13 protein-coding genes are annotated in these 14,611 nt (G+C 60.3%); 7 read left to right on the top strand and 6 right to left on the bottom strand.

Features of this window, described 5'->3' with window-relative positions; all coding sequences use genetic code 11:
• Nucleotide 1 precedes the first annotated feature (1 nt).
• A complete protein-coding gene (gene modC / locus ACU4F7_RS06850) occupies nucleotides 2-1,060 on the top strand; it encodes a molybdenum ABC transporter ATP-binding protein ModC (protein WP_481638302.1) in 1,059 nt (352 codons plus the stop codon).
• Here modC and ACU4F7_RS06855 read toward each other — a convergent pair whose 3' ends face one another.
• On the bottom strand, nucleotides 1,061-1,879 hold the full coding sequence (locus tag ACU4F7_RS06855; protein ID WP_029592273.1) for a pyridoxal phosphatase: 819 nt from the start codon (nucleotides 1,877-1,879) through the stop codon (nucleotides 1,061-1,063).
• 155 nt (nucleotides 1,880-2,034) lie between these two features.
• On the opposite strand from ACU4F7_RS06855, the gene pgl reads away from it, so the two are divergent.
• A complete protein-coding gene (gene pgl / locus ACU4F7_RS06860; RefSeq protein WP_029592274.1) occupies nucleotides 2,035-3,036 on the top strand; it encodes a 6-phosphogluconolactonase in 1,002 nt (333 codons plus the stop codon).
• A 269-nt stretch (nucleotides 3,037-3,305) separates the two neighbouring features.
• Here the strand turns inward: pgl and ACU4F7_RS06865 are convergent, their stop codons facing one another.
• From ACU4F7_RS06865 to bioA, 4 genes are all read right to left on the bottom strand, one after another.
• Nucleotides 3,306-4,616, bottom strand: coding sequence for a putative acyl-CoA thioester hydrolase (locus ACU4F7_RS06865; RefSeq protein ID WP_024555946.1), 1,311 nt, complete (start codon nucleotides 4,614-4,616; stop codon nucleotides 3,306-3,308).
• A gap of 111 nt (nucleotides 4,617-4,727) precedes the next feature.
• The gene (locus ACU4F7_RS06870) at nucleotides 4,728-5,204 is read right to left on the bottom strand and encodes a kinase inhibitor (protein WP_029592275.1); all 477 of its coding nucleotides are present in this window, start codon (nucleotides 5,202-5,204) and stop codon (nucleotides 4,728-4,730) included.
• 12 nt (nucleotides 5,205-5,216) lie between these two features.
• Nucleotides 5,217-5,897, bottom strand: coding sequence for a type 1 glutamine amidotransferase domain-containing protein (locus ACU4F7_RS06875; RefSeq protein WP_481638303.1), 681 nt, complete (start codon nucleotides 5,895-5,897; stop codon nucleotides 5,217-5,219).
• A 78-nt stretch (nucleotides 5,898-5,975) separates the two neighbouring features.
• Entirely contained in the window at nucleotides 5,976-7,265 is a 1,290-nt protein-coding gene (gene bioA, locus ACU4F7_RS06880; protein WP_481638304.1) for an adenosylmethionine--8-amino-7-oxononanoate transaminase, read from the bottom strand.
• 86 nt (nucleotides 7,266-7,351) lie between these two features.
• Between bioA and bioB the strand changes: the two genes are divergently transcribed.
• Genes bioB through bioD form a run of 4 tightly spaced genes read left to right on the top strand, consistent with a single transcriptional unit; the run spans nucleotide 7,352 to nucleotide 10,961 of the window.
• Entirely contained in the window at nucleotides 7,352-8,392 is a 1,041-nt protein-coding gene (gene bioB / locus ACU4F7_RS06885) for a biotin synthase BioB (RefSeq protein ID WP_481638305.1), read from the top strand.
• Entirely contained in the window at nucleotides 8,389-9,543 is a 1,155-nt protein-coding gene (gene bioF / locus ACU4F7_RS06890; protein WP_481638306.1) for an 8-amino-7-oxononanoate synthase, read from the top strand. The genes bioB and bioF overlap by 4 nt, the downstream gene beginning before the upstream one ends.
• Complete coding sequence (gene bioC, locus ACU4F7_RS06895; protein WP_481638307.1) at nucleotides 9,524-10,282, top strand: malonyl-ACP O-methyltransferase BioC; 759 nt, start codon at nucleotides 9,524-9,526, stop codon at nucleotides 10,280-10,282. The genes bioF and bioC overlap by 20 nt, the downstream gene beginning before the upstream one ends.
• Nucleotides 10,275-10,961, top strand: coding sequence for a dethiobiotin synthase (gene bioD / locus ACU4F7_RS06900; protein ID WP_481638308.1), 687 nt, complete (start codon nucleotides 10,275-10,277; stop codon nucleotides 10,959-10,961). Before bioC ends, bioD begins: the two co-directional genes overlap by 8 nt.
• 14 nt (nucleotides 10,962-10,975) lie before the next feature.
• Here the strand turns inward: bioD and ACU4F7_RS06905 are convergent, their stop codons facing one another.
• The gene (locus ACU4F7_RS06905; protein ID WP_029592282.1) at nucleotides 10,976-11,686 is read right to left on the bottom strand and encodes an ABC transporter ATP-binding protein; all 711 of its coding nucleotides are present in this window, start codon (nucleotides 11,684-11,686) and stop codon (nucleotides 10,976-10,978) included.
• An 898-nt stretch (nucleotides 11,687-12,584) separates the two neighbouring features.
• On the opposite strand from ACU4F7_RS06905, the gene uvrB reads away from it, so the two are divergent.
• Entirely contained in the window at nucleotides 12,585-14,606 is a 2,022-nt protein-coding gene (gene uvrB / locus ACU4F7_RS06910; RefSeq protein ID WP_024555955.1) for an excinuclease ABC subunit UvrB, read from the top strand.
• The last annotated feature ends 5 nt before the right edge of the window (nucleotides 14,607-14,611 follow it).

Here is a 14,611-nt window from a genome sequence, read left to right on the forward strand (position 1 = left end):
AATGCTGGAGCTTAACTTTACCCAGACGCTTGGCGATCACCGCTTAACCCTCAACGAAACGCTGCCGGGCAGCGGCATTACGGCGATATTTGGCGTCTCGGGCGCAGGCAAGACGTCGCTCATCAACGCCATCAGCGGCCTGACGCGGCCGGAGCAGGGGCGCATCACGCTTAATGACCGCGTGCTGAGCGACGCGGCGCAAAACATTTTCCTGGCGCCGGAAAAGCGGCGCATCGGTTACGTCTTTCAGGATGCCCGGCTCTTTCCTCACTACCGGGTCAGCGGCAACCTGAAATATGGCATGGCGAAAAGCATGGCGGCGCAGTATGACAAGCTGGTGGCGCTGCTGGGCATTGAGCCGTTGCTGGAGCGTTTTCCCGCCAGCCTGTCGGGCGGCGAAAAGCAGCGGGTGGCGATTGGCCGTGCGCTGTTGACCGCGCCGGAATTACTGCTGCTCGACGAGCCGCTGGCCTCGCTCGATATCCCGCGCAAGCGCGAACTGCTGCCTTACCTGCAACGCCTCGCTCGCGAAGTCAACACGCCGATGCTCTACGTCAGCCACTCGCTGGAGGAAATTCTTCATCTGGCGGACAAAGTGCTGGTGCTGGATAACGGCGAGGTCAAAGCCTTCGGCAATCTGGAACAGGTCTGGGGCAGCCGGGTGATGAACCCGTGGCTACCGAAAGAGCAGCAGAGCAGCGTGTTGAAAGTGACGGTGCTGGAACAGCATCCGCACTACGCTATGACAGCGCTGGCGCTGGGCGACCAGCACCTGTGGGTTAACCGTATCGATAAGCCGTTGCAGACGGCGCTGCGCATCCGCATTCAGGCTTCCGATGTGTCGCTGGTGCTGCAGCCTTCGCCGCACAGCAGCATTCGCAACGTGCTGCGGGCGAAAGTGGCGCAGTGCTATGACGACGAAGGCCAGGTTGAAGTGCAGCTTGAAGTCGGCTCTCGTACGCTGTGGGCGCGCATCAGCCCGTGGGCGCGGGACGAGCTTGCTATCAAGCCGGGCCTGTGGCTTTACGCGCAGATCAAAAGCGTGTCGATAACGACCTGATCACAGCAGGTGCTGATAGATGGCCTGGGCGATGCTCGGCTCGGTATTCGGGCCGATAACGCGGCTGGCGCTCGCCTTCACCACATCATCCGCATTGCCCATGGCGAAGCTCAGACCCGCCGCTTTGAGCATGCTGATGTCGTTGTGGTTGTCGCCGAAAGCCACCACCTGGTCCATGCTCAGCCCCTGTGAAGCGACCCATTCTGCAAGGCGCGCCCCTTTGCTGTTGCCGCGCGCCGACACGTCCACCTGATCGTGCCATGACCATTCGCATTCCACGCCCAGCTCTTTCTCCACCGTCAGGGCGAACGTTTGCAGGCGCGGAATATCGCCGTCCGTCAGCGCAAACTTCCAGATGGCGTCCACTTGCATTGCCGCCTCACGCAGCGAGGGCACCTGGCGAAAGACCGGGCGCTGGTGTTCCGGCAGGCTCTTCGCCCAGTTTTCGGTGCGCATGACGTGGCCCATCGGATTTTCATAGAGCATGGCGTCATCTACGTACATCAGGCCGTTAATGTGGTGCTCATCCAGCAAATCAATTAAACGCAACGCTTTTTCCGGCGCCAGCGGCGTGGCCGACAGCACCTTTTTCGCTGGATAATCATACAAATAAGCGCCATTACAACAAATTGCAGGTGTATCCAGCGCCAGCGCCTGATAAAAAGGATGAATGGCGATGTGATGGCGGCCAGTGACGATAAGCAGTTGATAACCCGCTTCCTGTGCGCGCTTAAGCGCCTCGAGCGACTGCGGCAGCAGCGTTTTTTGCGCGGTCAGCAGGGTGCCGTCCAGATCCAGGGCAATTACACGGTACGTCATTTACGTTTCCAGAGGTTGTCGAATCATACAGGTTGTCCTGATGGTACACCGCAAGCCGCAGCGGGCAAAACCCTGCGGCGCGTTTCGGCATCGCTTGCTAAAACACGCTACCCTTTGTGGCAGACCTTCAAGTTGCAGTGAGGAAAGGAGTATTCATGAAACAGACCGTTTATACCGCCAGCCCGGAAAGCCAGCAAATCCACGTCTGGCGACTTAACCCCGAAGGGGATCTTACGCTGTTGCAAGTGGTGGACGCCCCAGGCCAGGTGCAGCCGATGGTAATCAGCCCCGATAAGCGTTTTCTTTATGTCGGCGTACGCCCCGAGTTTCGCGTTATCGCCTACCGCATCGCGGCGCACGACGGCACGCTGAGCGAGGCGGGCGAATCGGCGCTGCCGGGCAGCCCGACCCATATCTCCACCGATCATAGCGGGCGCTACCTGTTCAGCGCCTCTTATAACGCAGGCAACGTTGCGGTGATCCGCTTAAACGACGGCCTGCCAGGTGAAGTAGCCGACGTGGCCGACGGGCTTGAGGGCTGCCACTCCGCCAACATCTCGCCGGATAACCGCACGCTGTGGGTACCGGCGCTTAAGCAGGATCGCATTTGCCTGTTCACGCTCAGCGACGATGGCAAGCTGGTCGCGCAAACCCCGGCGGAAGTCACCACCGTGGAAGGGGCTGGCCCGCGCCACATGGTGTTCCATCCGAACCGTAAATTTGCCTACTGCGTTAACGAGCTGAACAGCTCCGTGGATGTCTGGGCGCTGAACGACCCGCACGGCAACATTGAGTGCGTGCAGACGCTGGATATGATGCCTGCCGGTTTCGCCGATACCCGCTGGGCGGCGGATATTCACCTTACGCCGGACGGACGCCATCTTTACGCCTGCGATCGCACCGCAAGCGTATTGACCATTTTCAGCGTGTCGGAGGATGGCAGCGTGCTGGCGGTGGAAGGGCATCAGCCCACCGAAACCCAGCCGCGCGGCTTCAACATCGACCACAGCGGTAAATACCTGATTGCCGCCGGACAGAAATCGCACCATATCGCGCTTTACGCCATTGAAGAGCCACAGGGGCTGTTGCAGGAAAAAGCGCGTTACGCCGTAGGCCAGGGGCCAATGTGGGTGACGATTAACGCCCAGGAGGCATAATAAAAAAACCTCGCCGCGGCGAGGTTTTTTAGTTGAACGCCTTGCACGTCTGCATACGTAACATTGTCATTGGCGACGGCGAGCAGGGGCACGCCATCGGAAATGCGCGTGTTAAGGGCGTCGCGTGCAGGCGCATGGAGTGAACGCCCCGCTTCCTGCTGCGCCTTGCTGTCCTGCTGCAACGGGGTGATGCAGTCTCTGCGATAACGCAACAGGTCGCAGCAAAAAAGGGGGGATAACTCCCCCCTTTCTTTACCGTTTCAGACCGATCACTTTTTAGGCTCAGCCACCACCTGGCTGCCTACGCCGCGGTTGTTAAACTCCCACATGCGGTTGGCGTTCGCGTCGTTAAGGTCGCGCTGCACGTTGCCTTTATCGTCCGCCGTGCCGGTGTTGCCGGTGAACGGACGCTTAGAGCCGAGCGCGTCGCCCCACGGTTTCGCCACGTTAAAGCCTTCGTTGATGACGCTGTCGCGAATAACGACCTGGCCGTTAGCGGTCTGGCCCGGCGTGTAACCGCCTTCGCCCGCCTCAAGATCCCATGCGCGGCCAAGCTGCGCTACGCCGTTGCCGGAAGCGCTGAAGCGGCTGTTCACCGCGAGGAAGCCGTAGAACAGGTTCGGCTGCGTCGCTGGCGCGAACACATAGCCTTCCTGCGGATTGCGGGAATTCACCAGACGGAACTCGGTATTATCAAACACCACCGCGCCGCGGCCGGCCACCACATCCACATCGCCTTCGATATAGCTGTTGGTAACCTGAGTGCGGGTCAGGCGGTTAGTCAGGAAACGGTTCTGCACGTCGCTGTTAGTCACGAGGAAGGTGTTCTGGCGGCCCAGAATGTTCACCTTGTCAATCTGCACGCGATCGCCGTCGCTGCGCAGCGCCACCGCCTGATGGTTGCCCGCGTCCACGCTGTCGCCGAGGTTGTTCTCAATGGTCAGGTTCTGCAACTGCAGGCCATTGTTCTGCGACCAGACTACGGCGGAGCACATCACGCCGACAGCGCCGGAGCGGCGGTTCTGGCAGTTATCAAACATATACCAGGCCGGTTTGCCCGGCATGTATTTGCCCGACGGGTTAACGGTGTGGCGCCAGGTATTGGCGTCCATTTCAGAATCCAGCGCCAGGCCAATTTTCACATCGATCGGTTTCTCGCCGGTGCCGTAAATCGTCACGCTGCCGGAAGCGGCTGGCACATAAACGGTGCCTTCATAGGTTCCCGGCATGACGGCGATGTACTGACGGCTGGTGGAGTGGCGAACGATCGCCGCGTCAACCGCCGCCTGGATGCTGGTGTGGGTCACGCCCTGGGTGCCCGCCGGGCCGACCACGAAATCGGGCTGCTGCGGCAGACGGATAGCGGAAGGAGACCACGCGGCCGCATTCGGATCGAGCGCGGCGAAATAGCGCGCCGGGGTGAAGTTTTTCGCTTCGTCAGCCGAAAGCACAGGACGGGACGCGGTGCCAGGGGCGGCCTGCTCAGAGGGACGCTGGTCCGGCGGCGTTGAGCTGCATGCACTCAGTGTCACGCCAAAAGCGAGCGCCAGCGCCAGACGGGAAACCGAAAATGTGTTCAAGGGTTGCTCCTTGCTTAGCAAAGTAAAAAGAGGATATCCACGAAAGCCTGCATTTTTATACTAAGTTGAGCGAAACGAAAAGCCGATTGTGACAATCGGCTTTAAATCGGATCAGATATAGAGGGCGGTAAGGGAGGCGCTGGCAAGTCGATGGAAATGCACATTAAAACCGACCATCGCGCCGCTGGCGTGTTCATCCACCTCGATGCGTTCTACGTCAAGCGCGTGAACGGTGAAGATATAGCGGTGCGATTCGCCTTTCGGCGGCGCCGCGCCGCCGTAGCCCGTTTTGCCAAAATCGGTCAGCGTCTGAATAGCGCCGTCCGGCAGCTCCGCCTGGCCGGAGCCGGAGCCCTGCGGCAGCACGCGGGTATCGGCGGGCAAATTCGCCACCACCCAGTGCCACCAGCCGGAGCCGGTAGGGGCGTCCGGGTCGTAGCAGGTGACGACAAAGCTTTTGGTGCCCGGCGGCACCTCGTCCCACGCCAGATGCGGGGAGATATTGTCGCCTTCATAACCCATGCCGTTAAAGACATGGCGGGCCGGCAGCTTTTCGCCCTCTTTGATATCGTGGCTGATTAACTTCATTGTTGCTCCTGTTCAGAGATCCAACAGCTTGAGTAACTCCTGGGCAGTCGCCGCGGACGAGGCCGGATTCTGTCCGGTAACGAGATGACCGTCGGTCACCGCGTACTCGCCCCAGTCTCCGGTGCGTTCAAACTGCCCGCCTTTTTCTTTCAGCGCATCTTCCACCAGGAACGGCACCACGTTAGTTAAGCCCACCGCCTCCTCTTCGCTGTTGGTAAAACCGGTTACGCGCTTGCCTTCAACCAGCGGCGAGCCGTCCGGTTTTTTGGCGTAACGCAGCACGCCAGGCGCATGGCAGACTGCCGCCACTGGCTTGCCGCTGGCCCAGTAATGCTCAATCAGCGCGATGGATATGGGGTGGTCTGCAAGATCCCAGAGCGGGCCGTGACCGCCGGGGAAGAAAATCGCGTCATAATCGTCGGCGTTAATATCCTCGAGTCTCAGCGTGTTAGCGAGGGCATCCTGTGCGGTTTTATCCTTACGGAAGCGAACGGTGGCTTCGGTCTGGGCATCCGGTTCGTCGCTTTTCGGGTCAAGCGGCGGCTGGCCGCCTTTCGGCGAGGCGACGGTCACCTCCACGCCCGCATCATGGAAAACGTACCAGGGCGCGGCGAACTCCTCGAGCCAGAAGCCCGTTTTTTTGCCGGTATCGCCAAGCCTGTCGTGAGAGGTCAGCACCATCAGAATCTTCATCGTTTCCTCCTGGTTTTCTGCTTCAAATCCCTGAAGTGTAGTGCATCACTCTCCCGCTCGCCGGGCGCGGCGGCAGGATCACGCTCTGAAAAACGCCGGGTTTTTTACCGCTTCGCGCACCGCCCGGGTGAGCTTCGTGAGCTGTTCCGGCGTGATGATATAAGGCGGCATCAGGTAAATCAGGCGGCCGAAGGGACGTATCCAGACCCCTTGCTCAACGAAAAAGCGCTGCAGCGCCGCCATCTCTACCGGCTGGCGGGTTTCCACTACGCCGATAGCGCCCAGCACGCGAACGTCCGCCACCCCCGGCTCGTCGCGGCACGGGGTTAATTCTTCGCGCAGCTGTCGCTCAATGGCGGCGACCTGCGTGCGCCAGTTCCCCTCTTCGAGCAGCGCCAGGCTCTCCGCGGCCACGGCGCAGGCGAGCGGGTTGCCCATAAAAGTCGGGCCGTGCATAAAACAGCCTGCTTCGCCGTTGCTGATGGTCTCGGCGACATGGCGAGTGGCGAGCGTCGCCGAAAGGGTCATGGCGCCGCCGGTCAGCGCTTTACCAAGGCAGAGAATATCCGGGGTAATGCCCGCATGCTCGCAGGCGAAGAGCTTGCCGGTGCGGCCAAAGCCGGTGGCTATCTCATCGGCGATCAGCAGTATGCCCTCGCGGTCGCACATCTTGCGGATGCGCTTAAGCCATTCCGGGTGATAAATGCGCATGCCGCCTGCGCCCTGCACGATGGGCTCCAGAATAACGGCCGCAATCTCGTGACGATGCGCCGCTAGCAGGCGGGCGAAAGGCGCCATGTCGCGCTCATCCCATTCGCCGTCGAAGCGGCTTTGCGGCGCGGGCGCGAAGAGGTTTTCCGGCAGATATCCCTTCCACAGGCTGTGCATGGAGTTGTCCGGGTCGCAGACCGACATCGCGCCGAACGTATCGCCGTGGTAGCCGTTGCGGAAGGTGAGAAAGCGCTGACGCGGCTCGCCTTTCGCATGCCAGTACTGCAGCGCCATTTTCATCGCCACTTCCACCGCCACCGAGCCGGAATCCGCCAGAAACACGCACTCCAGCGCCTGCGGGGTCATTGCCACCAGTTTACGGCAGAGCGCTACGGCGGCGGGGTGAGTAATGCCGCCGAACATCACGTGTGAAACGGCGTCAATCTGACGTTTAAGCGCCGCGTTAAGGCGCGGATGGTTATAGCCATGAATGGCGGCCCACCAGGAAGACATACCGTCCACCAGCCTTTCGCCGCTGGCGAGACGCAGCTCGCAGCCTTCGGCGGACGTGACCGGATAAACGGGCAGCGGGGCGCTCATGGAAGTGTAGGGGTGCCAGATATGTCGCTGGTCGAAGGCGAGATCGTCAGGGGTCATAAGTGCTATTGTAAACCAAATTAAAAAGATTTAGGTTTACAAGTATATCTATAACCCCAACGAAAAAAAACTTTGGAGACGCCCCGATGGCTCACCACGCACGCTGGACTTTGTCGCAAGTTAACGCCCTTTTTGAAAAACCGCTGCTGGAGCTGCTCTTCGACGCGCAGCAGGTTCACCGCCAGCATTTCGACCCGCGGCAGGTGCAGGTCAGCACGCTGCTTTCCATCAAAACCGGCGCCTGCCCGGAAGATTGCAAATATTGCCCGCAGAGCGCGCGTTACAAAACCGGCCTGGAAGCTGAGCGGCTGATGGAGGTCGAGCAGGTGCTGGACTCCGCCCGCAAAGCGAAAGCCGCAGGCTCCACGCGCTTTTGCATGGGTGCGGCGTGGAAAAACCCCCACGACCGCGATATGCCTTACCTGGAGCAAATGGTGCAGGGTGTTAAAGCGATGGGGCTTGAAACCTGCATGACGCTTGGCACGCTGAGCGAATCGCAGGCGCAGCGCCTGGGCCAGGCGGGGCTGGATTACTACAACCACAACCTCGACACCTCGCCGGAATTTTACGGCAACATTATCACCACCCGCACCTATCAGGAGCGTCTCGACACCATCGGCAAAGTGCGCGACGCCGGCATTAAAGTCTGCTCCGGCGGCATCGTGGGCCTTGGCGAAACCGTCACCGACCGCGCGGGGCTGCTGCTGCAGCTCGCGAATCTCCCTACGCCGCCGGAAAGCGTGCCAATCAACATGCTGGTGAAGGTGAAAGGCACGCCGCTTGCCGATAACGAGGACGTTGACGCGTTCGATTTCATTCGCACCATCGCCGTGGCGCGCATCATGATGCCAACCTCTTACGTGCGCCTTTCGGCAGGCCGCGAGCAGATGAGCGAGCAGACGCAGGCGATGTGCTTTATGGCGGGCGCCAACTCCATTTTTTATGGCTGCAAGCTGCTCACCACTCCGAACCCGGAAGAGGACAAAGATTTACAGCTTTTCCGCAAGCTTGGGCTTAATCCGCAACAGACCGCGGTGCTGGCCGGCGACAACGAGCAGCAGGAGCGCCTGGAGCATGCCCTGCGCGACGCGGACAACCAACAGTACTACAACGCGGCGGCAGTATGAGCTGGCAGGCGCGAATCGACGCCGCCTTAAACGAGCGGCGTGAAAACCACGCCTTTCGCACCCGTGAACCAAACGAGCAGGGGAACGGGCGCTGGCTGGTGCGCGGCGAACAACGCTTTCGCAATTTTTCCAGCAATGACTACCTCGGCCTGAGCCAGCACCCGGACGTGATCCGCGCCTGGCGGCAAGGGGCGGAGCGCTATGGCGTGGGGAGCGGCGGTTCCGGACATGTGACCGGCTACCATCGCGAGCACGTCGGGCTGGAAGCGGCGCTGGCGCAGTGGCTCGGTTTCGACCGGGCGCTGCTGTTCATCTCCGGCTTCGCGGCTAATCAGGCGGTTATCAGCGCGCTGATGCAAAAAGAGGACCGCCTGCTGGCGGACCGCTTAAGTCACGCCTCGCTGCTGGAGGCGGCAAGCCACAGTCCGGCGCGGCTGCGGCGTTTCGCGCACAACGACGCGGCGGCGCTGCGAAATCTGCTGGCGAAACCGTGCGACGGGCAAACGCTGGTGGTGACGGAAGGGGTCTTTAGCATGGATGGCGACAGCGCGCCGCTGGCGCAACTTGCGCAGGCGTCCCGTGAGGCGAAGGCCTGGCTGATGGTGGACGACGCGCACGGCGTCGGCGTGCTGGGCGAAGGCGGGCGCGGCAGTTGTTTTGCAAGCCAGGTTCGCCCCGAATTGCTGATCGTCACCTTCGGCAAGGCCTTCGGCGTGAGCGGCGCAGCCGTGTTGTGCAGCCATTCGCTCGCCGATTATCTGACGCAGTTTGCCCGCCATCTTATCTACAGCACCAGCATGCCGCCCGCTCAGGCCGTTGCTTTGCATGCTTCGCTGCGCGTGATTCAGCAAGGCGACGCGCTGCGTAGCCGTCTTGCTCATAACGTTACGCGCTTTCGCACGGGCGCTGCGGCGCTACCGCTTACGCTTGCAGAATCCGCCACCGCCATCCAGCCGCTGATTGTGGGCGATAACCTTCGCACCCAGGCGCTGGCGCAGCGGCTGCGGGAGCGCGGCTGCTGGGTCAGTGCGATTCGTCCGCCTACGGTGCCGGCGGGGACCGCCAGGCTTCGCATCACGCTCACCGCCGCCCATGAAAATGACGATATCGACGCCTTGCTGGAGGCCCTCTATGACGCCTGCCGTGAATAAACGCGCCGTGGCGGCCGCCTTTGGCCGCGCGGCGCAAAGCTATGACCGCTTTGCGGAACTACAGCGCCTGAGCGGCGAGCGGCTGCTGGCCTGCCTGCAGGGCGCGGCCTTCACCCAGGTGCTTGACGCGGGCTGCGGCACCGGCGCGTTCAGCCGCCGCTGGCGTGAGCAGGGAAGCGAGGTGACGGCGGTGGATCTCAGCGCGCAGATGCTGATACAGGCGCGTCGGCAGCAGACGGCGCACCGCTATGCGCAGGGCGATATCGAAGCGCTGCCCTTCGCCAGTGAAAGCTTTGACCTGGTCTGGAGCAACCTGGTGGTGCAGTGGTGTGAAAACCTCTCCCGGGGGCTGGGCGAACTTTATCGCGTCACCCGCTCCGGCGGGCGCATCGCCTTCAGCACGCTGGTGGAAGGATCGCTGCCGGAGCTGCATCAGGCGTGGCGGGCCGTGGATGAAAATCCGCACGCTAACCGCTTTTTATCCGCCGACGCGATAGCCCGCGCCTGCCCGGAAAGCCGCGTGGCGCTCTTTCAGGAGCGCATTACCCTGACTTTTCCGGACGCCTTAAGCGCCATGCGGTCGCTCAAAGGCATTGGCGCGACGCATCTGCATGACGGGCGGCAAAACCGCACCCTGACGCGCCGGGAGCTGCAGCGGCTGACGCTCGCCTGGCCGCAGCGAGCGGGCGGTTTCCCGCTCTCGTACCATCTGATTTTTGGAGTGATTGAACGTGACTGAACGCTGGTTTATTACCGGTACCGATACCGAAGTGGGCAAGACCGTGGCGAGCTGCGCGCTGTTGCAGGCGGCGGCGCTTGCGGGCTACCGCACCGCAGGCTACAAGCCGGTGGCGTCCGGCAGCGAAATGACAGAAGAAGGGGCTCGCAACAGCGACGCGCTGGCGCTGCAACGCCACAGCAGCGTGGCGTTGCGCTATGAACAAGTTAACCCGCTCACCTTTCTGGAACCCACGTCGCCGCATATCGTAAGCCAGGAAGAGGGCAGACCGATTGATTTCGCTACGCTCTCCGTCGGGCTTGCCGCGCTGGAGCCGCTCGCCGACTGGGTGCAGGTAGAAGGCGCTGGCGGCTGGTTTACGCCGCTTTCGCAAACCGCCACTTTCGCCGACTGGGTCGTGAAGGAGCAATTGCCCGTGATTCTGGTCGTAGGCGTGAAGCTTGGCTGCATCAACCATGCGCTGCTTACCGCCCAGGCGGTCGCGGCGGCCGGGCTGCCGCTCGCGGGCTGGATTGCCAACGACGTGCAGCCGCCAGGCAAACGCCATCAGGAGTATATGGCGACGCTTAAAAGGCTGCTGCCTGCGCCGTGTCTTGGGGAGATCCCGTGGCTTGGGGAGCGGGCCGAGCATCAGCCGCTCGGCCGTTATCTTTCGCTGGAGGCGCTGAAGAGGCGCTAAAGCGGCGCCAGGCTTTACGGCGTTATCCAGTGCGCCAGCTTTTCGTTATCAAGCTGCGCCACGCTCCCCCGGGCGACGGCGCGGCCGCGATGCAGCAGGCAGAAGCGGTCTGCTACCCGTCGAATGAACGACAGCTGCTGTTCCACCAGCAGCACGGTCAGGCCGAAATCGCGGTTTAAGCGCACTATCAGCAGGCTTAGCTTTTGAATCACATTCTGACCGGCGCCGCGCGTCGGCTCGTCCAGAATTAGCAGCCTGGGCTGGTTTACCAGCGCCCGGGCGAGCGCCAGCTGCTGCTGGTTATCGCCCGACAGCTCGCCGCCGCGCGCATGCCGCAGCGCATAAAGGTCGGGGAAAAGATCGAAAATCATCTCCGGCAGCGGGCCTGGCTTATCCGCCGCCGCCAGCATGGCGATGCGCAGGTTTTCCTCAACGGTAAGCTGCGAGAAAATGCGCCTGTCCTGCGGCAGGAAGCTGATGCCGAGCGCGGCGCGGTGTTCCGGCGGCATCGTTAACAGCTCCTCCGGGGGCTTACCTGCCTCGCGCCACGTCATGCTGCCGCTCTGCACGGGCAGGTAGCCTGCAATGCAATTCACAAGCGTCGTTTTACCCATGCCCGGCGCGCCCATTACGCAGGTGCACTCGCCCGGCAGCAAATCTAAATCGACATTCCACAGCGTGTGCTGCGTGCCGTAGTATTGATTCACAGCACGTAAACTCAACATAGCAAACTCCTTTCTGAGAGGGTGAAGAGATAATCACTTCGCTGACTGCGCAGCGTTACGAGCGTTTTATTCACCAGATCACCAGCATCCTGCGTCGCTTCTCCCAAACAGGGAGAAAGGGTCGAGTTCCGGTACGGTTACGTTGCAATTCTCTTGCCAGCGCCGGAATCCAGGGCGAAATATCGTGTTCTTTGAGATTAAGCTGATAAAAAAGGGTGGGTTAGCGATCCTGGGCTAGCACTTTATCTGAAGGGTGCACTTTAAGAGTGCCTGAGAAGGTAAGAAACTCGCCGCCCTGGTGCAGCGCTGCGTTTAATTTTTAATCGGTTGTCGGGCGTTATGTGACCATAATCACGCCTGGCCGCTGAACAAAAAGTGCCAAAAGACGTCTAAAGCCGACAAGAAAAAATTTTTTCCGCCTCGTTACACAAAATGCAGGGTTTTCGCGGAGCGGCGCAGACAATGGCTTGAGGGTAGTTATCCACTATTCCTGTGGATAACCTTGTGCATTAGAGTTAGAAAACACCCGGCAAGCGAGAGCGGATGCGGGTTCCCGCCGGATTGACGCGAAAGCCGTCTCAAAAAAATATCCTTTAAATTACAGCAGGTTAAATAAAATCAATGGCCGTCAGAAAAGTGTCACCTGCTGCAATAAAACTATCACAGCCTCGCTTGACAAATGTTAAAAGGGCAAAACTTTTGGGGATAACCGCGTTTCGCTGGTTTTTTCTTCAGGTGGCGGGGGAAATGAAGCAGACCAGACGGCAGAAACGGTGCGTAACAAAATTTTGCTCACCCGGCACTGGTTTTTCATACAGTATTTAGTGCTGGCAAAAATTTCGCCTGCGAGTAAAATTACACCTCCGGCCCGCCCAAATCTGCATCAGGTAGTCATTTCATGAGCAAACCTTTCAAACTCAATTCCGCTTTTAAACCCTCTGGCGATCAGCCGGAGGCGATTCGTCGTCTGAAAGAGGGGCTGGAAGATGGTCTGGCTCACCAGACGCTGCTTGGCGTAACCGGTTCGGGGAAAACCTTTACCGTGGCCAACGTGATTGCCGACCTGCAGCGCCCGACGATGGTGCTGGCGCCGAATAAAACGCTGGCGGCGCAGCTGTACGGTGAGATGAAAGAGTTCTTCCCGGATAACGCGGTGGAATATTTCGTCTCGTACTACGACTACTATCAGCCGGAAGCCTACGTGCCGAGCTCCGACACCTTTATTGAAAAAGATGCGTCGGTAAACGAGCACATCGAACAGATGCGCCTTTCCGCGACCAAAGCGCTGCTGGAGCGCCGCGACGTGGTGGTCGTGGCGTCGGTCTCCGCCATTTATGGTCTGGGCGACCCCGATTTGTACCTGAAGATGATGCTGCACCTCACGAAGGGCATGATAATCAACCAGCGCGATATCCTGCGCCGTCTGGCGGAGCTGCAATACACCCGCAACGATCAGGCGTTCCAGCGCGGCACCTTCCGCGTACGCGGCGAAGTGATAGATATTTTCCCGGCGGAATCCGATGATCTGGCGCTGCGCGTAGAACTCTTTGACGAAGAAGTGGAGCGCCTGTCGCTGTTCGACCCGCTTACCGGCACGGTAGAGTCGGTTATCCAGCGTTTCACCGTCTATCCGAAAACGCACTACGTTACGCCGCGCGAGCGCATTGTGCAGGCGATGGAAGAGATAAAAGTCGAACTGGCGGACCGCCGTAAGGTGCTGCTTGCCAATAACAAGCTGCTGGAAGAACAACGCCTGACCCAGCGCACCCAGTTTGACCTCGAAATGATGAACGAGCTGGGCTACTGCTCCGGCATCGAAAACTACTCGCGCTACCTCTCGGGGCGCGGACCGGGCGAAGCGCCGCCAACCCTGTTCGATTACCTGCCGGCCGACGGCCTGCTGGTGATTGACGAATCGCACGTTACTATTCCGCAGATTGGCGGCATGTATCGCGGCGACCGGGCGCGTAAAGAGACGCTGGTAGAGTATGGCTTCCGCCTGCCTTCCGCGCTGGATAACCGTCCGCTGAAGTTTGAAGAGTTTGAAGCGCTGGCGCCGCAGTCGATTTACGTGTCGGCGACGCCTGGCAACTATGAACTGGAAAAATCGGGCGGCGAAATCGTCGACCAGGTGGTGCGCCCGACCGGGCTGCTTGATCCGATTATCGAAGTGCGTCCGGTGGCGACCCAGGTAGACGACCTGCTGTCGGAAATCCGCAAGCGGGTGGCTATCAACGAGCGCGTGCTGGTGACAACGTTAACCAAGCGCATGGCGGAAGATCTTACCGAATACCTGGAAGAGCACGGCGAGAAGGTGCGCTACCTGCACTCCGACATCGACACGGTGGAGCGCATGGAGATCATCCGCGACCTGCGTCTGGGGGAATTTGACGTGCTGGTGGGCATCAACCTGCTGCGTGAGGGGCTGGATATGCCGGAAGTATCGCTGGTGGCGATTCTGGATGCGGATAAAGAGGGCTTCCTGCGCTCCGAACGTTCGCTGATTCAGACTATCGGCCGCGCGGCGCGTAACGTTAACGGCAAGGCGATTCTGTACGGCGATAAAATTACGCCGTCGATGGCGAAAGCGATTGGCGAAACGGAGCGACGTCGCGAGAAGCAGCAGCGTTATAACGAAGAGCACGGCATTGTGCCGCAGGGCCTGAACAAGAAGGTGGTGGATATTCTGGCGCTTGGCGAAAGCATCGCCAAAACTAAGCCGAAGGGCCGTGGCAAAGGTCGCAGCGTAGCCGATGTGGAAGCGGCGGAACTGGCGCTGACGCCGAAAGCGCTGCAGCAAAAAATTCACCAGCTGGAGGCGCAGATGCTGCAGCATGCGCAAAACCTGGAGTTTGAAGAAGCCGCGCAGATCCGCGATCAACTGCATCAACTGCGCGAGCTGTTTATCGCCGCGTCCTGATTGCC

Source organism: Franconibacter pulveris, from assembly GCF_056780215.1.